Genomic DNA, 22,443 nt, shown 5'->3' with positions numbered 1-22,443 from the left:
TTGAACATGATTACTTTTGCTCTAAAATTCCTTCTTTTTTATTCACTTTTAATTTATGCAACATCTTCGCACTGGAGATATTATTGCCTTAGGTTTTATGACCTTTGCCCTTTTTATTGGTGCTGGCAATATTATCTTTCCTCCCATCGTCGCTCAACAAGCTGGTGAACATGTCTGGTTAGCTGCACTAGGCTTTTTGATTACGGCTGTCGGCTTACCTGTAATTACCATTATGGCACTCTCTCGCATGCAGGGATCCATTGAAATTATTAGTTCTCCCTTAGGTCGGGTGGCAAGTCTGATTTTAACTGTTGTTTGTTATTTATCGGTCGGCCCTCTATTTGCGACCCCACGTACAGCTACTGTTTCTTATGAAATTGGTTTTTCCTCTTATTTTGGAACCTCAAGTAGCAGTCTTCTAATCTATAGTGCAATCTATTTTTCATTTGTAACTGTAGTTTCACTCTATCCAAACAAGCTTTTGGATACAGTAGGACATGTACTTGCCCCGCTAAAAATTATCGCTTTAGCAATTTTAGGAATTGCGGCGGTCATGATTCCTGCAGGTTACGTTCCTGCACCGATTAATCAATACGTTGCGTCTCCGGTTTCAGAGGGTTTCGTAAACGGTTATCTCACCATGGATACCTTAGGTGCACTCGTATTTGGTATCGTTATTATTCAAGCGATTTACTCTCGCGGTGTAACTGATAAAAAGTTAGTGACCAAATATGCAATTATTGCCAGTCTCATTTCGGGTGCCGGTCTTACTTTAGTCTATTTAAGCTTGTTCAAATTAGGTTTAGGTAGCCATGAAGTAGCACCAAATGCAGCAAATGGCGCAGTAATTTTACATGCATATGTTCAGCATGCTTTTGGAAATATGGGTTCATTATTCTTAACTGGCCTCATCTTTCTAGCATGTATGGTTACAGCGATTGGATTAACGTGTGCGTGTGGTGAGTACTTTGCTCAATTAACTAAATTACCCTATAAGCTTTTAGTCTTTATTTTAGTTGGTTTCTCTTTCATTATTTCTAATCTTGGATTAACTAAACTGATTGCTATATCAGTACCAGTTTTAAGTGCAATCTATCCACCTGCAATTGTGGTGATTATGCTGAGCTTCTTTTGGAAATTTTGGCACAAACCTTCTTTTATTGTCGGTTCAGTAACGAGTATTGCTTTAATTTTCGGCATTATTGATGGTCTTAAAGTTGCAGGTTTTGGTGATTATTTACCTGAATTTCTACAACATTTACCACTAAATGAACAAAACTTAGCTTGGTTGATCCCATCTTTAGTTGTTCTTGTAATTACCGTAATTATCGACAAAGTTAAATTCAAAAACATTTAATTTAGTGGCTTTTTTGAAATCGAGTTTTATCCAAACATGATTTTATATATTGAATAAAATGCTGTGTTTACCCAGCCAGCATTTTATTTCCACACTAGCTTTTAATGACAAATAAACAATAGATATAATCAATTTTTACTGTAAAATTACACTAAAATAATTTTTAGCTTACTCAGGAAAGAAGAGCAACAATGAAAACTAAATATTACTTAACATTAGCAGATGCAGAGTTTTTAATGGAAGAAGCTCAAAAATATGCTATTGAACACAACTTTAAAGTCAGCATTGCGATTGTTGATGAAACAAGCTCATTATTACTCATGAAACGTTTAGATGGCGCCTCTCCTTTATCATCACACTTATGCTTAGAAAAAGCAAAATGCTCATCAATATCAGGTAGACCTTCAAAATTTTATGAAGAACTTTTGCAAAGTGGCCGTCTTGGTTTCTTAAGTATGCCTAGCGCTCAAGGGATGTTAGAAGGTGGAAAACCGATTATTCATGACGGTGAAATTTTAGGTGCTATCGGTGTATCTGGTGTTCAATCCTTTGAAGATGCAGAAATTGCTCAACATGCGATTGATACCTTTTTTAAAAAGCAAAATAGCTAAAATAAATTAACAGGAAAGAGAAATTAATACACTTTTCACTTAAATAATTTCTCTTCCCTAAAAGAATAAGTATTTCATACAAAAATATTTAATATTTACTTTTTTAATACCTTAAGCTTTTATAAATATAGAGGTTTTTATAAAACTGCTCAAAAAAATTGCTATTCTCTATTGAATTGAATTAAAAATAGCAGTAAAACATTAAGCTTAAAACTTATTCTTGACTAAAACATTAGGTTTTAGCACAACTACAAGGAGGGATGGAGATGTTATCATTACATTTCAACAAACAAGTCTTCATTAACACTCTGAACAGCAAAGATTCAGTTGTTTATGGAGTAACACCGCTTGCTCTTATGCTGACTTTGCTGTTTCAAGGTATGATTAAAGGAAATTTAAAACCCGAATACTTTATGTATGCGATGGTTGTTTCTGTCATATTTTGTTTGTGGGCTTTCGTCGATCATAAAATGCGAAAGTTAGCTAAAAGACGTCTTAGTCAACAATAATTGCAAGATTAAAAAATGGATGAGTGATCATCCATTTTTATATACCTAAAAATAAAAAAATTGCTCCCATAACTAAAATAGCTGTAGCTAATAATTCAGTAATAATCAATGCCACCATCATTAAAGACATTAACCACGAAGGCAAGTTAAATCTGCCTAATCGATGTGGAGTTTTGAATTGATTTGTCGTGTCCTGCAAATATCCATGTATGATGTAAACCAATATTGAAAAACTAAAAAATAAGACATTCGCTAGAACACACCACAAAGTAATATTTTCATTTAAAACAGTAAAATAACTTAGTGCAGCAAGAATTAAGCTAGCAGCTGCGTAAAGTAAGCTACTTCGATGAGCAATATCGACATAATAATGCGCACGACTCAATTCCGAACGGCGTATTTGCCAATATTTCCACACCCCTGTGAACATTCCTATCCATAAAAATATGCCACTAAATACAATCGCTAACTGTACAGCTTTTGATAAATCCATCTTTTTCCTCATTATTCGTTTTATTAAAATTTAATGAGCTGTATAGCATAAATCCTGACTTTATAGTCACACTTTAATCAAGTATCATTTTAGAACTCATGTAAATTAAAGTCATCAATAAGCTAATCATTACGTAATATTATGGATAACACTTTTGAATCATTTTGGATGACCTGCGAAGATGGTTATCAACTTGCTGCACAATTTTATCCAGCTCAAACAAAAAAATCGGCCAATCCTGTTTTGATTTGCCCAGCCACAGGCATTACTAAAAATTTTTATCATTCTTTTGCTACATGGTTAAGCCAACAAGGTTATGAAGTATTAAGCTTTGATTTCCGTGGAATTGGAGATTCATTGCATGGACCTTTAAAGCAAAGTGAGGCAAGTATTAATGATTGGGGGACGCTTGATATTCCTTGCGCAATTGACGCCCTATTAGAAAAAACACAAGCAGAACAAGTTACTCTGCTTGGCCACAGTGCCGGTGGGCAATTATTAGGAATTGTGCCTAATTTTCATAAGGTAGCAAAAGTTGTTGCGGTAGCAGGCTCTACTGGCAATGTAAAAGGACTTAAAGGTAAAACCAAGTTTCTGGCCCCTGTTATGTTTAATGTTATTTTTCCAATTTCTAATACTTTAAAAGGTTATGGCGCTACTCAATTTATTGGAATGGGTGAAAACTTACCTAAAAAAGTTGCTCAACAATGGAGAGAATTTTGTAGCAACCCAGGCTATGTAAAAAATGCCATTGGTAAAACTATCTTTCATGACTTTCATACTGAGATTGTCTGCCCCATTACTTCGATTTGGGCAAGTGACGATGAAATTGCCACTCAACACAATGTTGAGGATTTATTAAGTTTATATCCGAATGCCCCTACTAAAATGCTAGAACTAAACCCGATCAAACTCGGTTATAAATCAATTGGACACATGTTAATGTTTAAAAAATCACATCAAAAGCTGTGGTCACTCTTAGAGCAAGAAATTCAATATTAATTTTAAATTCTATCATTTACTTTTTGCCTCTATGCCCGTAATCCGGTGTAGAGGTTTTTTTTATTATTAATACTTCTTTTTTATAAAATCACTTTATTAAATTTATAGTTACCATAACAAATTAAAATATATTAAGTAGCGATTCCTTTGTATTTTTAATAAGCATTTTTTTACGTAAATACGTCGATATAACCTTAAAGTTCTGCTATGGTAATTTGTCTGAAGCTGTTGTTTAAAAACGGGTAAACTAACCTATTTTAATACAAACAGCTTCTTTTTTTCTGTTTTAGCTAAAACCAAAGAAATTGTTCAAGGATAAGTATGCTAGCACTCGAGCCTCGACATATTCATATGAATCAACATGCTGTTGATAAAAAGCATGCATTACAGTGTCTAGTAGATATATTAGTAAAAGATGGGTTAGTTACACCTGAATATATAACAGGACTCATCAATCGCGAACAGCAAAGCGCCACCTATTTAGGTCAAGGAATTGCAATTCCACATGGCACTCCGCAATCTCGTGAATTTATTTTAGAAACAGGTATTCGGTTAGCTCACTTTCCTGAAGGAATAATATGGGATGGGGAAAACACGATTTATTTAGCTGTGGTTATTGCAGCAAAATCTGATGAACATTTACAAGTACTACAAATATTAACTCGAGCTTTAATGCAAGATGTCAGTGAACAGGTAAAAAATGCGACACAACCTGAGCAAATTATTGAACTCTTACAAGCTCAACCTTTATCTTTAACTCTGCACGAAAATTTAATTCAAACTGAAATTGAATCTCAAGATATTGAAGATTTGTTGTGGTCAGCCTCTCAAATTTTAAAAAAACATAATTTCGTAAAATGTGGTTTTCTAAGCTCACTTGAGCCAGATCAAGTTATCCAGTTGCAAGACCAAATCTGGTCTATTTCTAGCAGTAAATTTGTTCAACAGCCTGCAATCAGTATTGTAAAGCCCCGCCATACTCTAGATCTGGATGGGCAAAAACTAAATACGCTAGTCTGTATTGCTGCCAATGAGCAGTTAGATAGTCAAAGATTTAACCGACTCATTGATATTTTATTTAATCCAGAACAAGTCGCTCAGCTAGATCAAACACAAACACCAAATGAAATTGCTAAAATTATTGGTGCAGATGTTATTCCAGATTGGCCTCATCGCTCAGTTGTATTAGCCAATGCACATGGATTACATGCTAGACCAGCGACTCATTTGGTCAACTTAACAAAAAGTTTTCAAGGCGATATTCAAGTCGCAGTAGATGAAGGTAATTTTGTTTCAGCTAAAAGTTTGACTCGTTTATTAGCCTTAGGATGTAAACGCGGCCAGACCTTACGTTTTATTGCCGAGCCAGAAACAGATGCAGTTGAAGCTTTAGATAAAGTTATTCAGGTCGTGCAACAAGGCTTAGGAGAGGAAGTTGAACCAATTCTGCCTCCAGATATCAAAGAAACTCAATTGTCTCAAACAGTAAAATCACTGCCGAAAACATTAAGTGCAAATACAGGTATTCCAGCTTCAAGCGGCTTAGCTTTTGGCCCCGTACATGTCATTAAACCTAAGATTTATCAATATGAACGTATGGGTTTAAGTGTTAAAGCAGAAAAAGAAAAACTAGATATTGCACTTCATGCAGTTAAAAACAATATTCACCAAGTGATTGCGAAATCTGAAGCTACGGAAATTAAGCAAATCTTCCAAGCACATCTGGAAATGTTGGATGACCCCGATCTCATTAATGGTGTTTATCAAAAGATTAACTTAAACCTTTCTGCCCCTGCTGCATGGTATGAACATATTGAAGCAGCAGCCAAAGAACAAGCAGCTTTACCAGACCGTTTACTGGCTGAACGAGCTACAGACTTACGTGATATTGGCGATCGGGTTTTAGCTCAACTCTGTGGTGAAGTTATTATCGAAGAGCCAAAAGAGCCTTATATCTTGATCATGTATGATGTGGGGCCAAGTGATGTGGCTCGCCTTAATAAAGATCGTGTAGCGGGTATTTTGATAGCTGTAGGCGGTGCTAGTGCCCATAGCGCTATTGTTGCTCGTGCTTTAGGTATTCCTGCCATTGTGGGTGCTGGCGATCAAGTATTAGATATTGAACAAAAGAGTTCTCTTTTAATTAATGGAGATACAGGAACTTTTGTATTAAACCCTAATTCTCAGCAAATCGAACAAGCAAAGCAGGAGCGTGAGCTTCAACAAAAAATTCGTGAAGAAGCTGAACGCCACTGTCAAGAACCTTCGATTACTCTAGATCAACACCAGATCGAAATTGCTGCCAATTTAGGAAAAGTTCAAGCTACAGCCCACGCAGTAGAATGTGGCGCCGAAGCAATCGGTCTACTCAGAACCGAGCTTGTTTTTATGGCTCATAGCAGCGCCCCAAATGAGGCAGCCCAAGAAACAGATTACCGTGTTGTCTTAGATGCCCTTGCTGGTCGCCCACTTGTAGTACGTACTCTTGATGTAGGTGGTGACAAACCACTTCCTTACCTTCCAATTGCTGAAGAAGAAAATCCATTTTTAGGTCTAAGAGGTATTCGTTTGACGCTAAGACAGCCAGAGCTGTTACGTCAACAACTTACCGCTTTGCTTAAAGCCGCAGATGATCGCCCTTTACGAATCATGTTTCCAATGATTGGTCGTGTAGAAGAATGGCGTGCAGCAAAGGCAATTCTTGATGAGGTTAAAACTTTACATCCATGTGACAATTTAGAAGTTGGCATTATGATTGAAGTTCCCTCTGCTGCCTTACTTGCCCCTATTCTTGCTCAAGAAGTGGACTTTTTCAGTATAGGAACAAATGACTTAACTCAATATACTTTAGCTATTGACCGTGGTCACCCTATCCTCTCGGCTGAAGCAGATGGCCTCCACCCAAGCATTTTGCAATTGATTGATCATACTGTAAAAGCTGCACATAAATATGGCAAATGGGTGGGTGTATGCGGAGAACTCGCAGCTGATCCAAAAGCTGTACCGATCCTTATGGGATTAGGCGTAGATGAGCTCAGCATGTCTCCGAATAGTATTCCTTTGGTAAAAGCCCAAATTCGTACACTTGACTACAGCCAAGCTCAAATGCTTGCAAAACGTGCACTAGAATGTGATAGCGCCCCTGCTGTACGTCAGCTCTCCGAACAAGAAATCTAAAGATTAGGAACAGTAATGGCTAAAGTTTTAACAATTACTTTAAATCCTGCAATTGATGTGACTATACAACTCAATGAATTACAGGTTGGCGAAGTAAATCGCCAAGAATCTGTAGAAATACATGCAGCAGGCAAAGGGTTAAATATTGCACAGGTTTTAAAAGACTTGGGACATGAGGTTATTGTTTCTGGTTTTCTAGGAACCACTAACAGACAGATTTTTGATAACCATTTTAAGGAAGCTCAATTCCAGCCTGAGTTTATTTATATTGAAGGTGAAACTCGCCAAAATATAAAAATTGCTGAACATTCCGGCCGCATGACTGATTTAAATGGAAAAGGTTTTTTAGTTTCTGAACAAGACAAAAAGAACCTATTTCAGAAAATCGAAATGATTTTGCCGCAAGTAGAAGTCGTTGCTATTGCAGGAAGCCTTCCACAAGGTTTTAGTATTGATGAGTTAAAGCAGCTTATTAAGCTCATTCAAAGGCAAGGAAAAAAAGTTGCTCTTGATACAAGTGGTAAAGCATTAGTCGCTGCAATTGAGTGTCAGCCTTGGATGATTAAACCCAATACTGATGAATTAGTAGAAAGCTATCAGCTTCCTGCCACGACCTATGCTGAACAAAAAAAGCTTTTTGAAAACTTAGCTGAAATTGAGCATGTCGTTATTTCGATGGGTGAAGACGGTGTAAACTGGCTACACAACACTCACCCACTTCATGCCAAAGCCCCTAAAGTAGTCGTTAAAAGTACCGTTGGTGCAGGCGACTCTCTTTTAGCAGGCATGATTCATGGCTTAATGAATGGTTTTTCTGCTGAAGAAACATTAAAAACCGCTACAGCAATTGCGAGCCATGCTGTCACACAAATTGGCTTTCGGATTCCAAATGCTGAAAAGCTAGTCCAATTAAAAGCCCAAACTACAATCAATTCATTGAGTGAATCTGATGCCAACTGCTAAATATTTATTATTTGTCATTAATAGTCCGCAACAGCAAGTCAATGCTTTGATTTTAGCTCGTAAACTTGCACAAGTCGCCACCCAACAGGGTTATCCAAATAACATTATTCCGCTTGATGAATTCGATGCGAATGAAAACTTAGATCAAGTTATTGTTGTTGGACAACGCCCGAAAGATCTTAATATTTTTGGTACCCACCCTTTGTCTTTAATTAGCATTGAAGAGATAAAAAAGGATGCTCATTCAGCTTTTCAAACTGCCTTAGATCATTTTAAGCCAGCTCAAGATTGGCAGAGTGATACGACATCAGTAAACAAAGCAACTAAGTTTGTTGCAATTACAGCTTGCCCTACTGGGGTTGCACACACCTTTATGGCTGCTGAAGCTTTACAACAAGGTGCAGAAAAACTTGGTTATGATATTGAAGTAGAAACACAAGGTTCCGTTGGTGCGAAAAATATTTTATCAGCTCAAGCTATTGCTGAGGCAGATATCATAATTCTTGCAACTGATATTGAAGTTAATACAGACCGTTTTGTGGGCAAGCGTGTTTACCGATGTGGCACTGGTTTTGCATTAAAGCAAACAGATAAAGCCTTTGCTGAAGCAATGAGTAATGCTCAAGTTTTAGAACAAGGTAAGCAACAAACATCAGCCGAAAACAAAGATAAAACCGAAAAGGTTGGCGTATATAAACATCTCTTAACAGGTGTTTCTTATATGTTACCTATGGTCGTAGCAGGAGGTCTTTTAATTGCCCTCTCTTTATGCTTTGGTCTAAATGCTGCTGAGCAAGCTGGAAGTTTACCTGCGATCTTAAAACAAATTGGGGCCGCTGCATTTATGCTTATGGTCCCAATGTTATCGGGTTATATTGCCTACTCGATTGCTGATCGTCCTGGACTCGCACCTGGTTTAATTGGCGGCTTACTCGCCTCTCAATTACAAGCAGGTTTTTTAGGCGGTATTGTTTCTGGTTTCCTTGCAGGTTATATCGCTCTTTTTATTGCAAAGAAACTTAAACTTCCAACTAGTCTAGAAGCGCTTAAACCCATTTTAATTATTCCTTTATTAGGTACGTTATTTGTTGGCCTTATTATGTTCTATGTGGTTGGACAACCTGTAGCACATATTTTTGAGCTAATGAAAGACTTCCTAAACAATATGGGTACAACAAATGCTGTGTTAATGGGAATTATATTAGCAAGCATGATGTGTATTGATTTGGGTGGTCCAATCAATAAGGCAGCCTACGCATTTACTGTCGGATTACTAACAACAAATACCTATATGCCAATGGCGGCAACAATGGCGGGCGGTATGGTCCCTGCTATTGGTATGGCTATTGCAACTTTCGTGGCCAAAAATAAATTTAGCACAGGAGAGAAAGATGCTGGGAAAGCCGCTTTTGTACTAGGTTTATGTTTTATTTCAGAGGGTGCAATTCCTTTTGCAGCTAAAGACCCAATGCGTGTTATCCCAACTTGTATTTTAGGTGGCGCCGTGACAGGAGCACTTGTTGCCTTATTCCATTGCGAATTAGTAACTCCTCACGGCGGTGTATTTGTTCTTTTAATTCCAAATGCAATTAATCACGCTTGGTTATATCTCGCTGCAATTGCTGCTGGTAGTATTGTTACTGGAATAAGCTATGCAATTGTTAAGAAAAAGATAGAAGAAAAGGGTGTGACCATTTCATAATTAAAAAAGGGAGAATATAAGTTCTCCCTTTTTTATAAACTATATCTATTTAATCAAATAAAATCGTAAGCTCAACCTATTGAACAAACCATTCTAATAGGGCCTATATCACTTAATCTGAGTAGCCCTTGCCATAACCTGTGCAGGTACTTCTTCTTGCTAACATAACAGTTAAAGTCGTTCTTTTTTCGATTCAAAAGATGAGCGACATCCTGTCTGATGTAAAAATTATTAAAAATATAATTTATAGATAAAAAAGTTAAATTTATAAACTTAACTACTCAACCAGTTTTTTTAATTTTATTAAAATAATCAACAAGTTAATAAACGATCCCTTTTTAATTTACTAAATAATTGATGATTCATGTTAAATGTATGGTAAATTTTATCAAAAACAAAACACATCAAGAGTTTGATATTTATAAACATTTATTATTTAAATATCTTAATTTTTCGTAATTATGACTTTAGAGACAAAAACTATCTCGTTCAATGCCACGGTCAAATCATAATTTTTTTTCTACGATGCGTCTGCAAGCCAATATTGTTTAATTAACAATCAAGCAAGCCTCAATGCAATCTTGTATATCTGTCAAAGATTTTAAGGAACTAATGGCGATGACCCATTCAGTCACATTAACTTTCAACAAACTTTGACTATAGAAGAAGAGTATTTGTAGTTTATGCAAAGTATAGAAATGTTTATCAAGATAAGGACCGTTAAACCATGTCATTGTTAAATTTAACTATATAAATTTTGCTCACCAAGTAAAGTCCTGATATAACTTGCTTGATGAAACTATATTTTTCAACTATTAAAGATAGTTCACCAGAAATGCGATCCACCAAGGTATGGGGAAAAGTCAATGACAAAGAAGTATGCGCGTTTTTTACCTACAACAGAATCTTTTACTCTTGAAGATTTTCCATATTATTGGATTACTCAAGTACATGCTCAGTATGTACAAAATATTGATAATGCTTTAAAAAAATATGGTTTAGATAACTCACGTCGACGCATTATGTTGGCTTTAAGCAGTAAGCCCCATGCGAGTGTTTCTGAACTTTCAGATATGATTATTTCAAAAATGTCGACGACTACTAAGATTGTTTATCGTTTAAAAGATGAAGGTTTGGTTGAAACTTATTCTTGTCAGACCGATGGTCGAATCACCCGCGTAGTACTTACAGAAAAAGGTACTGAAATGATCAATAAGATTAATGATCTAACCAGCGTGGTACTCGAACAATCTTTCGAAGGTATCACTCCGTTACAATTAGAAAAAATGATGGAAAGTTTAAAATTACTTTTAAAGAATCTTTCTCGTTAAAAGAGAAACAGATGTTTTATACTAATAATTAAGCTCTCTTTACGAGAGCTTTCTCTATTTTAATGCTTCATCTAGGTCTTAATAGAAACAACTCCCCTACATAAAATAATCAATTAACTTCTCATCTGTTGACTTGAGCCTCTAAGTCCAGTAGAAATTCTCTTTCAACAACTGAATAGCAAATTTTTGAAAATGGCTAAAAGAAAATACAAAAGTGACAAGTTTCAAGTGCGTCGTATTAACCGTCAATGGTGGGTACTTGAAAAAGACCTCGAAACAAACTGCTATTTAAAACATGAACAAGTGGCAACAAAAACCTTAGCAAACAATTATGCTGATGATTATATTGAACAATATTATATGAATCTTTATATTCAACAAGAGTTGAAGCAACCTGAAACTGTATAAAAAAGCCATTTGGCTTTTTTTTATTTTTAATAGTTAGAGATTATAAAATCAAAAATTAAGAATAAAAAAAACCTACATCTTGGGGAAAATGTAGGCTATAAAATGCACAAAAAGGAAATATATATCCTTCTTGATGAAAACGATTTTACGATAATATAAGCCTTTATTTTATATTACTTTTGTAAACTTAATAGTGGTTATTGTATTTAATCAGACTTTTTAAAACCTTTCCCTCTTTATATATTATGGTTAAATTTTGTTTTATTAAAATTTTAATTATTGCAAATTACTTCATATCATTTTTATAATTTATTTTCATTGGTCTTATTAAGATAAGTCTTTAAAGGCAATTATAAGCTTCTGTTTTAATAAGTTTTTTACAAAAATAAGCATAAATATTTTTTTAACTTATCACAAATAAAAATCAATAAATAACAAAAACATAAATTAAATATTAAGTATATAATTTGTTTAACACCTCAAATTTAGTTCAAAAAAAAGACAGGTGAGATTTATTTATTACTGTTTTGGTTACTACAGAAAGATTACAATAATGACTGATAAATAGATTACCCGCCCATACAATCTTTCTAGGCATGTTATGACTTCAATGTCGAACAACACCCAAAAGCATTTTATTGTTGAGCAAATTCCACTACCGACTTGGGTAAGTGATGAAAATGGCTTGATATTATATTGCAATGTAGAGTGTACAGAATATTGGCAGGAAACTTTTTCTCCATTACCTCAGCAATGGTTGGATTTTATATCACCTGTCGATTTAGATGAAGTCAAAAATAGATGGCTTGAAGCAATTCGTCTGAAAAAAAGAATAGAATTAAAATGCCGACTTTTACAAAGTGGCAATCAATATAGATGGTGCAAACTCTCCATTCAAGCATCCAAATATCGCGGCTCTTCTTTAGCCAGTGAATGGTATGTCAGCTTTTTAGATATTGATCACGATATTCAAGAACAACAAAACTTACAAAAGAATATTGAAATACAAAATCAAATGTTAGACATCAGTGTAGATTGCATTAAAGTATTAAATGTAGACGGCACAGTTTCTCATATGAACAAATCAGGATGCCTCGCTTTGGGTGTTCCTGTTGATGAAACAAAATTTGGTATGAAATGGCTTGAGCTTTTGCCACCTCATATTCGTAAACGTGGACGCGTCGCTTTAAAAAAAGCGCTTCAGGGCAAAATTGCCAGATTTGCTGGAATGAGCTGTTTACCAAGTCAGGACCCCGAATATTGGGATAATATGCTTACCCCGATTCATCGGGAAAATGGTGAAATCATACAAATACTTTGTGTATCACGTAACGTTACTCAACAGCATTTGGCAGAAAATCTGCTTAGAAACATGAGTGAGCGAGATGAACTAACTGGATTATGTAATCGTCGTTCATTTAAATTCCAGCTTAAACGTACCCTTGCATATTCAAAAGATAATCAAACAAGTGTTGGTTTACTATTAATTGATCTTGATCATTTTAAGCATATTAATGACACTTTAGGACATAGCGCAGGCGATCATCTTTTAAAAGTCTTATCCAAACGGTTTAGTCATTGTGTTGATGATGAAAGATGTTTTGTTGCAAGACTGGGTGGAGATGAGTTTGCAGTTATTATTAATAACCTTAAATCTGAAAATGATGTACGCGATCTAGCAGCCATTTTACTTCAGCAGCTAAATCTGCCTATTACCTATTTAGGTAATGCTCTAAATGGCGGTATGAGTATCGGTTGTGCGATCTATCCCCAAGATGCTATAGACCAGTCAGGTTTACTAAGTTGTGCAGATATGGCATTGCATGACTTAAAAGCCCGTGGTCGTGGCGGTATTCGCATGTATGATCCATGCATGATGCAAATGACCGAAACAGTCGCATCTCAACTTAATTTAGCGCGACAGCTTATTCGCCATCATACAATCCAGCCCTACTATCAACCCAAAGTCGACTTAAGAACCCATCGTGTTGTAGGTTTTGAAGCTTTATTACGATGGCATACAACTTCAGCTCAAAGAGGTTATCCATCACAAATTGCAGAGGCTTTTAAAGATTATAACTTAGCGAGTAAAATCGGTGAAACTATGCAGCATCAAGTTTTACGTGACATCGCAAAATGGATAGATCTTGATATTAAACCTCTTCCTGTTTCGCTCAATGCTGCACCTGTCGAGTTTTTAAGAGACAACTATGCTGAACGGCTTTTGAAAAAGATCAATCAATTTCAAATTCCAACACATTATATTGAAGTAGAAGTCACTGAACATATGCTGGGTGACCGAGGTTCAGATTATGTGATCCGAGCGCTCAATAAATTAAAACAACATGGTGTACGTATTGCACTAGACGACTTTGGTACAGGTTTTTCATCGCTTACCCATATTCGTGACTATCCAATTGACAGTTTAAAAGTGGATTGTAGTTTTATACAAAAGATGCAACATGACCCATCTATCTATGCCATTGTACAAGCGATTGGGTTACTCGCCCCTAATCTGTCACTTGGGCTCATTGCAGAGGGCATCGAAACCCCAGAACAAGAAGAATTACTTCGTCAATTTGGATACAACATAGGCCAAGGATTTTTGTTTGAATCTGCTGTTGATGCTAACCAAGTTATCTCTATACTTAAGCAAAATCAGCCTTATTTAGAAAGTCATTATCATGTCTTAAGATAAATGCTTAAGAGAATTTACGGCTCACTTATTCACACTAAAAATAAACAATAAAATTATAAAAATTGGCGATAATATAACCATAACGATAACAAACTTAATTTCTTCTAAGATAAACATTGTCAAAAGACAATAAGGAGCAATATATGAGTTACCACCATATTTTGGTTCCAGTCGATGGTTCTCCTACTTCACTCATTGCTGTAAATCACGCTGCAAGTCTTGCTAAAGCCTTTGGTAGTAAAGTGACTCTAGTATATGCGCTTACGATAGATCCTTTTATTTCTGTAGAATTCATTGATAGTACAGAATTAGCACAGGATTATTTTAATAAAGCTAAAGCATCTATTCAGGGTATTTTAGACCAAGCAAAAGAGCAATTTAGCCAACATGGAATTTCTGTTGAAACAAAAATTGTTGAAGGTCAAACAATTCACACAGAAATTATTAAAGCAGCTACTGAGCTCAAAGCAGACTTGTTAGTCATTGGCTCTCATGGTCGAAAAGGGTTTAAAAAGTTCTTCTTAGGAAGTGTGACTCAAGCTCTTTTAGGAGAAATTCATTTACCGGTATTAGTCGTAACTGAATAGTTTTTCTTAAACTGAAAAAAACCGATCTTATGTAGATCGGTTTTTTTAATAGCCTCTGTTACTGAGCTTTATATGTAAATCTAATCAGAGATCCGGGGTTTTCTAATGTATTCGTTACAGAACCATCATCTTTTTGGACATTTCCGGCAGTATCAGTTAACACGTATAAAACATTCCCATCTGGACTTGCAATCACATCACGATAACGGTTATTGCTCTTAAACATCGGTACAGCATCATCATAAGTAGCACTGTAAGTTGGATCTAGCTTAATACGGAAAATAACACCGCGCTTTAAAGATGGAACCAATAATGTATTTTCCCAACCAGAAATTGCTTTTTTGCCGCCCTTATAGACATAAGCAGATGACGGCGCAACTGTTGGCCAGCAAATGTAAGTCATCTCCCCGCAAGTGGGGTCATTATAGTTATAGGTATCTTGGACGGTATATAAGGTTTTTAGCGGCGGCACAAAGTTTTTACCAGTCCATTCAGACTCTTTAGTCACAGGAACACCTGCTGCTACTTTTAAACCATTTTGTCCTAAATCTTTAATTTGTGCTTTATTGGTTGCTGCCGAATAATTTGCATACGCATAACCGCTGTCATCTTTATAACCCGCTACATTTGGCCAACCATAGTTACCACCTTTAACAATGAGATTAATTTCATCGTCAGAGTTTGGGCCCTGTTCAGATTGCAGTAGTTTTCCATTTGGAGTAAATGCTAAGCCCTGTGGGTTACGATGACCGAGCGTATAAATATGACTAACTACACCATTAAAACTTGGATTATCTTTTGGAATACTTCCATCCAGATTTAAGCGTAATACTTTACCCATATAGGCATGATAGTCTTTGCCGCTCAGTTCCTGTTGAGTCGGCGTATGTTGTGCTTGGTTTGGCAAGAATAAATAAGCAAGCTGGTTACGCCCCTGATCACCAATCGTATAGTAAATCTTTTGGTCTGGACCAATGACAAGACGGCCCGACTGATGGTCTTTCGATGAAGGTAATCCAGCTAATAAATCTACAGGCTTTTCAAAACTATCTGTTGCCTTGTTATAGGTATATCGACGAATAATCGTTTGATTCGGTAATTCTTTATCTGTAGATTTCGGATTTTTAAATGTGCCTGAAACATAGATATAAGGATTATGTTTAAAGTCAGGATGGAAGGCAAAACCTAATAAACCATTTTGTCCATCCGCATCATTTACAATTTCAGGAACTTGAAAAACTGTTTTTACACTACCCGACTCTGGATTAACTCTTAGAATCTTGCCTGTTGCCCGCTCAGTTAACCAAATTTGATTATCAGGCCCCCACAACAAAGCATGTGGCTTATTTAAATTAGAGAGAATAACTTTCTTGTCAAAATTTTCTGTTTTCGCTTTAGCAAACTGAGATGGAGTAAGAGGAATATCAGCAAATGCAGAGTTGAGTGTAAGTAGCTGAGCGGCACCTAATAAAGTAATTTTAGCCAATAAATGTTTATTCATGTGTCCACCTTATAAATTGTCAAAATTTTCCGAGAATTTTCAAACCTCTAATAAAGGGTTTGTATGAGTTCTCTATATGATTTGTATTATGATGAATAACGAATCTATTAAAATCTAAATTTCTGAAAGGCTCTGTTGCATAAAAGTAGCTATTCAAAATGGATGAACACTTATACAAAGTTACCTTTAAGATGAGTAACTTAAACTTAAGGTCGATCTTTTTTTATACTTACTCTATTAATTTTATATCTTAATACTTTCTAAAATGAACATAATTTTAAATAACCATTTATTAACGAAGTAATTGATAGATAAAAATTAATACTCAAAGAGACAATTCTAATTATAAAAATATACATCTAAAGAAGTTAAAAGTTAGAAGCTGTAATTGAAGAGTATTTTATATATAGGGATATCTTATGTGCGCAAATTTTAAACCCATAAAGAAAACTCATGCCAATCAATTAAACTTATTTGAACCAACTTTTGAATATAAGATGGACGTCTATCCTAGCGATGATTGCCCTCTCATTTTATCCCATCAAAATGAAGTTGAATGGCGAAAAGCTAAATTTGGAATGCTTCCGCCCTATGCAAAAGAAATTTCTTTCAAGTATGCAACTTATAATGCAAGAACGGAGACCGTAGAGCAAAAACGTTCGTTTAAACATGCGTGGTCAAATGACCAATTTACCCTTATTCCTGTTGAAGCAATTTATGAACCAAAATATATTAATGGAAAAGCGCATTGGTACGGCATATTCCGTCAAGATGGGCAACCTTTTACACTTGCTGCGATCTATGAAGAAACGATAATTGATGAGCAGAAAGTGAGATCGATGTCGCTATTAACCATTAATGCCGACCAACATCCTTTCATGAAACAATTTCATAAACCTGATGATGAAAAACGCTCAATTATTGTAATACCGGATCATCTTAGAAATGATTGGCTCAACTGTAATCATTCTGAAGCAAGAGATTTTTTCTTAGACATGCCATTAAATGAATTTACTTCGATGCCCAAAGCGGAAATGAAAAATTACGATTAACTCTTTTATCGACCCGATTTAATAAGCTCAAGTTAGTCAACTTTAACAACCTATGTTATTCTTTCGCCACTTTTAAAAGCCTCAAATTCTCTATCATCATGACACTTACGCCACCTTAAGTTTATTTACCCTTATCATTGTAAATAACTCATCATTATTTAGTGATGTGGTGTAGTCGCTTGTGTTGATATATCACATCACTAGCCTTTTCAAAATTTAGAACTATAGGCTATTCCCTCATGTTATCGAATGTCCGAGAACAATGGTTCTCTAATGTCCGTGCAGATATTCTTTCAGGTCTTGTTGTTGGTCTTGCTTTAATTCCCGAAGCAATTGCATTTTCAATTATTGCAGGTGTAGATCCCAAAGTTGGTTTATACGCATCTTTTTGTATTGCCGTTATTATTTCATTTGTTGGCGGTCGTCCCGCTATGATTTCGGCAGCTACAGGTGCAATGGCCCTAGTCATGACGACACTTGTAAAGGACCATGGGCTTCAATACCTATTTGCAGCAACTGTTTTAACCGGTGCCATACAGATTTTAGCTGGATATTTTAAACTCGCTAAACTCATGCGTTTTGTTTCCAAATCGGTTGTTATTGGGTTTGTTAATGCCCTCGCCATCCTCATTTTTATGGCTCAATTACCAGAGTTAGTAAACGTGACATGGCATGTCTACTTATTAGTTGCAATCGGCTTAGGAATTATTTACTTATTTCCTTACACTCCCAAAATTGGAAAATTCTTTCCTTCGCCCCTCATTTGTATTGTTATTATCACGCTACTCGCCATTTTTCTAGGTATGGATGTTCGAACGGTTGGTGATATGGGGTCATTACCAGATACCTTACCTATCTTTTTAATTCCAGATATTCCTTTTAATTCAGAAACACTCCTTATTATTCTTCCTTATTCTTTAGCCCTTGCTGCAGTGGGTTTACTTGAATCAATGATGACTGCAACAATTGTTGATGAAATGACGGACACTCCAAGCGATAAATTTCAAGAGTGCAAAGGTCAAGGTATTGCCAATATTGCCTCAGGTTTTATGGGTGGAATGGCGGGTTGTGCGATGATTGGCCAATCAATGATTAATGTAAAATCAGGTGGTCGTACGCGTTTATCTACTTTCTGTGCCGGCATATTTTTACTGATTTTAGTTGTTTTTTTAAGTGATTGGCTGAAGGTTATTCCAATGGCTGCTCTTGTGGCTGTTATGATTATGGTGTCAATTAGTACTTTCGAGTGGAGTTCTCTAACTCATTTTAAAACTAATCCTAAAAGTAGCAATATCGTTATGATCGCAACTGTTGTTGTGGTGGTTGCCACTCATAACTTAGCGCTAGGTGTATTGACTGGTGTATTACTTTCGGCATTATTTTTAGCAAATAAACTTGAAAATGACATCCATGTAAATGCTTCTTTTGAAGGTGAAGCCCGTTTATATGATTTAAGAGGTCAGATTTTCTTTAGTTCTTCTGAAAAGTTTCTACAAAGTTTTAACTTTAATGAAGAAATCCAAAACGTCATTATAGATTTAACTCACTCACATATTTGGGATGTGACCTCAGTAGCAATGCTTGATTCGGCCATCAATAAATTTCAAAAAAATGGCATAAAAGTTACTGTACGCGGCTTAAATGAAGCCAGTTCAATCATGATTGATAAATATGGTACTCACGCTAAAATTTAAAAAAGGTCCTTCGGGACCTTTTTATGATCTACGGATTACATTTTTTATTAAGGAGCCTTATATAACAAACGATTTGGACTACCAGATGGATTTTTTACCACATTACTACTCGCCTGGTTTACAAGATTAGTTGAAATTGTTTGAGGTGTTGCAGTAGGTGCACTTTGCAACATTTCAGCAACCACGCCAGCAACATGTGGAGTAGCCATTGAAGTTCCATTTAGCACTTTAGTTGCTGTATTACTACCAATCCATGCAGAATTGATCTGACTTCCTGGGGCGAAAATATCAACACAACTGCCATAATTAGAATAATTTGCCCGTGTATCAGTATTATCTGTAGCTGCAACTGTAATTGCCTTACTCACTCTTGCTGGTGAAGAGTTACATGCATCCGTATTTGAGTTTCCTGCTGCCACTACCATGACATAACCATTATTAAATAGATTTTCAACTGCACTGTCTAAAGATGCACTTGCATCTCCACCTAACGACATATTTACAACAGCAGGTTTTTTACCATTTTTTAATATCCAATCTAAACCAGCAATCACGTTACTAGAGGCACCAGAACCATCACAACCTAAAATTCGAACTGGAACTAAACTTACATTCTTTGCAATCCCATACGCACTTCCACCCACCGTACCAGCGACATGAGTCCCATGCCCATTACAGTCAGTCGTGCCCTTCCCATCAGATATCGCCGTATAACCTGCTTGTACACGTCCAGAAAATTGTTGATGGCTAGACAAGATACCTGTATCAACAATATAAGCAGTCGTGCCAGAACCTGTTTGTGAATAAGAATACGTAGAATTTAAAGGCAAAGCTTTTTGATCTACCCGATCTAGTCCCCAATCCGGATTACTCTGAGTAGTCACATCAATTTTCATGACTGTATCGTTTTCTACTGAAAGTACTTGTGGATTTTTTTTCATTGCTTCGACAAAAGCAGTAGCCGCTGTATCTGGCAAATAAATTGCAAAACCCTTAAGTACAGTGTCATAAGATTGTAGAACTTTGCCTCCATGTTGCTTAGCAATATTCTGGGCAAAATCTGTAGGTCGGCCAGCATCTTTATTAAGAATAACAATATATTGGTTTTTAATAATTCCTTTTACTTGCGAAGAATCTAAGATAGAGCTTGATGTGGGGGTTGCGGCATAGACAAAATTGACGGCGGCCATTGTTAAGAAAATAGCCGATACTTGGCAAAACTTCATGAAAAATCTCCATATCTTTTATTTCAGGCATTTTTGTTATGATCTGTACTATCTTTATCTTTAAGGTTTAAATATTTTAGAAAGAAATTTTTCTTATACTCTCCTGTACTGAAACCAAATTATATTTTCACAAAATCTTATTTTTCACAACGCTAGTATATTTTTTTAATCAAAAATGTGAACCAATTCAAATAAAATAAAAATATAGAACTTTAATATTAAAATTTGGCTCATGTTTTTCAGCATAAAATTTTATGTGGGATTTAAAATATAGAAATATATAATCAGTACCACTAATATAAAAGTAGAAATCGAAAGATATGTTCCAACAGTATTAAAGCTTCGCAAAAATTTCCAAATATCCATAAACACACAATAAAAACAATTATTTATAAAAATTATTTCAGAATTTAGATAAATCAGCAACTAGAAGAGATTTACAAATTTTTTAACTATAAAGCTTCAGTATTAAATACGTAAAAAAATATTACTTCAAAAAAACAAATAAAAATATTATATAATTAAAACATTTATCCATTTTCTAGCTCAGGTAGTTCTACTCTTTGTCCAGCTAAATGATGTTTACTATGGGTAGCGTATTCAATAAACCCTTCTTTAATAAAATAATGACAACGACCAACAATACTTATGTCCGGATTAAATGTTGGCTTCTCAAAGCTGCCATTAAAGGTACACTGGCGTCCATTAGAAAAGGGATACTCTACCGGAATATAGTGGAGATGCCCACAAGCCGGACACATATGTTCATACATCCCACCTTCAAAATATTGTACTTTCATAAAGGCTCCTTCTCTTTCAAATAAAAAAGCCAACCCATAGGAGCCGACTGGATTCAAAATTAAAGAACAGTATTTATTATTTGTTATCGTTTTTTCTTTTTATAACTTTAATTTAGCTAAGAAATATGACAAATTTATGAAGTTGTTTTTAAATTATATTTTATATAAATTTTATTATAAACTTATTTTATAAGCCCCATTTAAAGCCAGTAAGTTCTAAAATTATATTTACAATATTCATTAAAAATTTATAAAACTATTAAAGTTTAATACCTTCCAAGATGATCAAAAATCATAATAAATAGTTATTATATTTTACTTATAATTAAAAAATAAAAAAGTCCGTATCTTGGGAAGCTACGGACTTGAAACTCATCCAAACAACAGCTAAACATTTTGTCGTCTAGTGAGAAAGCACTATCTTTTTAATCTAATTAAGTTTAATAGTCAGGTCAACAACAACTAGTACTTTCTGCAAAAAATAGGATTAGTTGTGATTGAGCTCACATTTTGGTGGCAATTAAATTTTGAATATAATCCTTTTTATACAGATAGAGGTTATATAATATATTTTTCAATTACTTATATGAATTCCGACTTAAAATAATAATCTAGAATTGAATAATGATTGACCTCTGGAATAAGCTTAAACTGAACCAAATCCAGATCTTGGCTACTTTTACTTTCAAAATAGATCTGACTTTGCCATTTCAATTCTTCGAGTTCCAGTTCTCCACATAAGATTTTACAAGGGATATGAATTCTCTCTTTATGATAAATAGGGCTATATTTCAAAATATCTTCTTTTGTCAAATTTAGCGCATGATTTAAATGGGTCTTTTGTATTGGCTCTAAATCATAAATTCCACTTAAGAAGACTATCTCAGATATGAGTGGATGGTCTAAAGTTAATGCGCCGAGATGAGCTCCTGCCGAATGTCCAACCAACACAACTTCATCGGTTATCCAATCTTGCCCTGCAATGAAATCGAGAGCTTGATAAACTTGAGTCACAATATCTGCAATTTTACTCTGTGGAGCTAAGTCATATTCTAGAAGAATACATTGAGCTCTTTGTTCTAAAATATACGGCGCAATAAAAGCAAAATCTGATTTCTCACACCACTGCCAATATCCACCATGGATAAAAATAATGGTTTTATTCGTCTGTTCTACAGGAAATAAATCTAACGTAGATCGGGGATGAGCACCATATTGAATATCTCGAATGTGTCTATATTCTTGATAGCTGACTAAACTTCTTATTTGAAAGCTAGTCAGTATCTCATCTTCATTAGCCACAGTAATCGAATTATCATATTGTTTCATATG

General features: G+C 35.3%; 19 protein-coding genes. 13 read left to right on the top strand and 6 right to left on the bottom strand.

What is annotated here, in order from left to right; all coding sequences use genetic code 11:
• The first annotated feature begins 55 nt into the window (after window positions 1–55).
• The 3 genes from brnQ (at window position 56) to AC2117_RS08240 (ending at window position 2,477) form a co-directional block, all read left to right on the top strand.
• Window positions 56–1,357: a branched-chain amino acid transport system II carrier protein gene (gene brnQ, locus AC2117_RS08250; RefSeq protein WP_133973282.1), complete on the top strand. Its 1,302-nt coding sequence runs from the start codon at window positions 56–58 to the stop codon at window positions 1,355–1,357.
• A gap of 191 nt (window positions 1,358–1,548) precedes the next feature.
• On the top strand, window positions 1,549–1,968 hold the full coding sequence (locus AC2117_RS08245) for a GlcG/HbpS family heme-binding protein (RefSeq protein ID WP_133973280.1): 420 nt from the start codon (window positions 1,549–1,551) through the stop codon (window positions 1,966–1,968).
• Window positions 1,969–2,234: 266 nt separating this feature from the next.
• Window positions 2,235–2,477, top strand: coding sequence for a hypothetical protein (locus AC2117_RS08240; RefSeq protein ID WP_042894212.1), 243 nt, complete (start codon window positions 2,235–2,237; stop codon window positions 2,475–2,477).
• Window positions 2,478–2,514: 37 nt separating this feature from the next.
• On the opposite strand, the gene AC2117_RS08235 is transcribed toward AC2117_RS08240, so the two are convergent.
• A complete protein-coding gene (locus AC2117_RS08235; RefSeq protein WP_133973278.1) occupies window positions 2,515–2,970 on the bottom strand; it encodes a hypothetical protein in 456 nt (151 codons plus the stop codon).
• 141 nt (window positions 2,971–3,111) lie between these two features.
• On the opposite strand from AC2117_RS08235, the gene AC2117_RS08230 reads away from it, so the two are divergent.
• The 8 genes from AC2117_RS08230 to AC2117_RS08195 all read left to right on the top strand — a co-directional run bounded on the left by AC2117_RS08230 (window position 3,112) and on the right by AC2117_RS08195 (window position 14,838).
• Window positions 3,112–3,972 carry an alpha/beta fold hydrolase gene (locus AC2117_RS08230; protein ID WP_133973276.1) on the top strand — a complete coding sequence of 287 codons (861 nt, stop codon included), beginning with the start codon at window positions 3,112–3,114 and terminating at the stop codon, window positions 3,970–3,972.
• A gap of 321 nt (window positions 3,973–4,293) precedes the next feature.
• Entirely contained in the window at window positions 4,294–7,149 is a 2,856-nt protein-coding gene (ptsP, locus tag AC2117_RS08225; RefSeq protein ID WP_133973274.1) for a phosphoenolpyruvate--protein phosphotransferase, read from the top strand.
• A gap of 15 nt (window positions 7,150–7,164) precedes the next feature.
• Window positions 7,165–8,112, top strand: coding sequence for a 1-phosphofructokinase (gene pfkB / locus AC2117_RS08220; protein ID WP_133973272.1), 948 nt, complete (start codon window positions 7,165–7,167; stop codon window positions 8,110–8,112).
• Window positions 8,099–9,814 (top strand): fructose-specific PTS transporter subunit EIIC, encoded by a 1,716-nt coding sequence (locus tag AC2117_RS08215; protein WP_133973270.1) that lies wholly within the window; start codon window positions 8,099–8,101, stop codon window positions 9,812–9,814. The genes pfkB and AC2117_RS08215 overlap by 14 nt, the downstream gene beginning before the upstream one ends.
• Window positions 9,815–10,680: 866 nt before the next feature.
• Window positions 10,681–11,145, top strand: a complete 465-nt coding sequence (locus AC2117_RS08210; RefSeq protein WP_002121027.1) for a MarR family winged helix-turn-helix transcriptional regulator — start codon at window positions 10,681–10,683, stop codon at window positions 11,143–11,145.
• 192 nt (window positions 11,146–11,337) lie between these two features.
• Complete coding sequence (locus AC2117_RS08205; RefSeq protein WP_133973268.1) at window positions 11,338–11,553, top strand: hypothetical protein; 216 nt, start codon at window positions 11,338–11,340, stop codon at window positions 11,551–11,553.
• 601 nt (window positions 11,554–12,154) lie between these two features.
• Window positions 12,155–14,251, top strand: coding sequence for an EAL domain-containing protein (locus tag AC2117_RS08200; RefSeq protein ID WP_133973266.1), 2,097 nt, complete (start codon window positions 12,155–12,157; stop codon window positions 14,249–14,251).
• A gap of 143 nt (window positions 14,252–14,394) precedes the next feature.
• On the top strand, window positions 14,395–14,838 hold the full coding sequence (locus AC2117_RS08195) for a universal stress protein (protein WP_133973264.1): 444 nt from the start codon (window positions 14,395–14,397) through the stop codon (window positions 14,836–14,838).
• Window positions 14,839–14,896: 58 nt separating this feature from the next.
• Here the strand turns inward: AC2117_RS08195 and AC2117_RS08190 are convergent, their stop codons facing one another.
• Window positions 14,897–16,339, bottom strand: coding sequence for a glucose/sorbosone family PQQ-dependent dehydrogenase (locus tag AC2117_RS08190; RefSeq protein ID WP_133973262.1), 1,443 nt, complete (start codon window positions 16,337–16,339; stop codon window positions 14,897–14,899).
• A gap of 419 nt (window positions 16,340–16,758) precedes the next feature.
• Here AC2117_RS08190 and AC2117_RS08185 point away from each other — a divergent pair, with 419 nt between their 5' ends.
• Both AC2117_RS08185 and AC2117_RS08180 read left to right on the top strand, forming a co-directional pair.
• The gene (locus tag AC2117_RS08185; protein WP_133973260.1) at window positions 16,759–17,391 is read left to right on the top strand and encodes an SOS response-associated peptidase family protein; all 633 of its coding nucleotides are present in this window, start codon (window positions 16,759–16,761) and stop codon (window positions 17,389–17,391) included.
• 239 nt (window positions 17,392–17,630) lie between these two features.
• Window positions 17,631–19,085 carry a SulP family inorganic anion transporter gene (locus AC2117_RS08180; protein ID WP_133973258.1) on the top strand — a complete coding sequence of 485 codons (1,455 nt, stop codon included), beginning with the start codon at window positions 17,631–17,633 and terminating at the stop codon, window positions 19,083–19,085.
• Window positions 19,086–19,132: 47 nt separating this feature from the next.
• On the opposite strand, the gene AC2117_RS08175 is transcribed toward AC2117_RS08180, so the two are convergent.
• The 4 genes from AC2117_RS08175 to AC2117_RS08165 form a co-directional block, all read right to left on the bottom strand.
• Window positions 19,133–20,311 (bottom strand): S8 family peptidase, encoded by a 1,179-nt coding sequence (locus AC2117_RS08175; RefSeq protein ID WP_133973256.1) that lies wholly within the window; start codon window positions 20,309–20,311, stop codon window positions 19,133–19,135.
• 252 nt (window positions 20,312–20,563) lie between these two features.
• Window positions 20,564–20,677 (bottom strand): hypothetical protein, encoded by a 114-nt coding sequence (locus tag AC2117_RS19025; protein WP_227549242.1) that lies wholly within the window; start codon window positions 20,675–20,677, stop codon window positions 20,564–20,566.
• 164 nt (window positions 20,678–20,841) lie between these two features.
• Window positions 20,842–21,111 (bottom strand): DUF6527 family protein, encoded by a 270-nt coding sequence (locus tag AC2117_RS08170; protein WP_133973254.1) that lies wholly within the window; start codon window positions 21,109–21,111, stop codon window positions 20,842–20,844.
• Window positions 21,112–21,693: 582 nt separating this feature from the next.
• Window positions 21,694–22,440 (bottom strand): alpha/beta hydrolase, encoded by a 747-nt coding sequence (locus AC2117_RS08165; RefSeq protein ID WP_133973252.1) that lies wholly within the window; start codon window positions 22,438–22,440, stop codon window positions 21,694–21,696.
• Between the last annotated feature and the right edge of the window lie 3 nt (window positions 22,441–22,443).

Source organism: Acinetobacter calcoaceticus (assembly GCF_900520355.1).
In the GTDB taxonomy this organism is placed as follows: domain Bacteria; phylum Pseudomonadota; class Gammaproteobacteria; order Pseudomonadales; family Moraxellaceae; genus Acinetobacter; species Acinetobacter calcoaceticus_C.
This window is presented reverse-complemented; position numbering and strand designations above follow the sequence as displayed.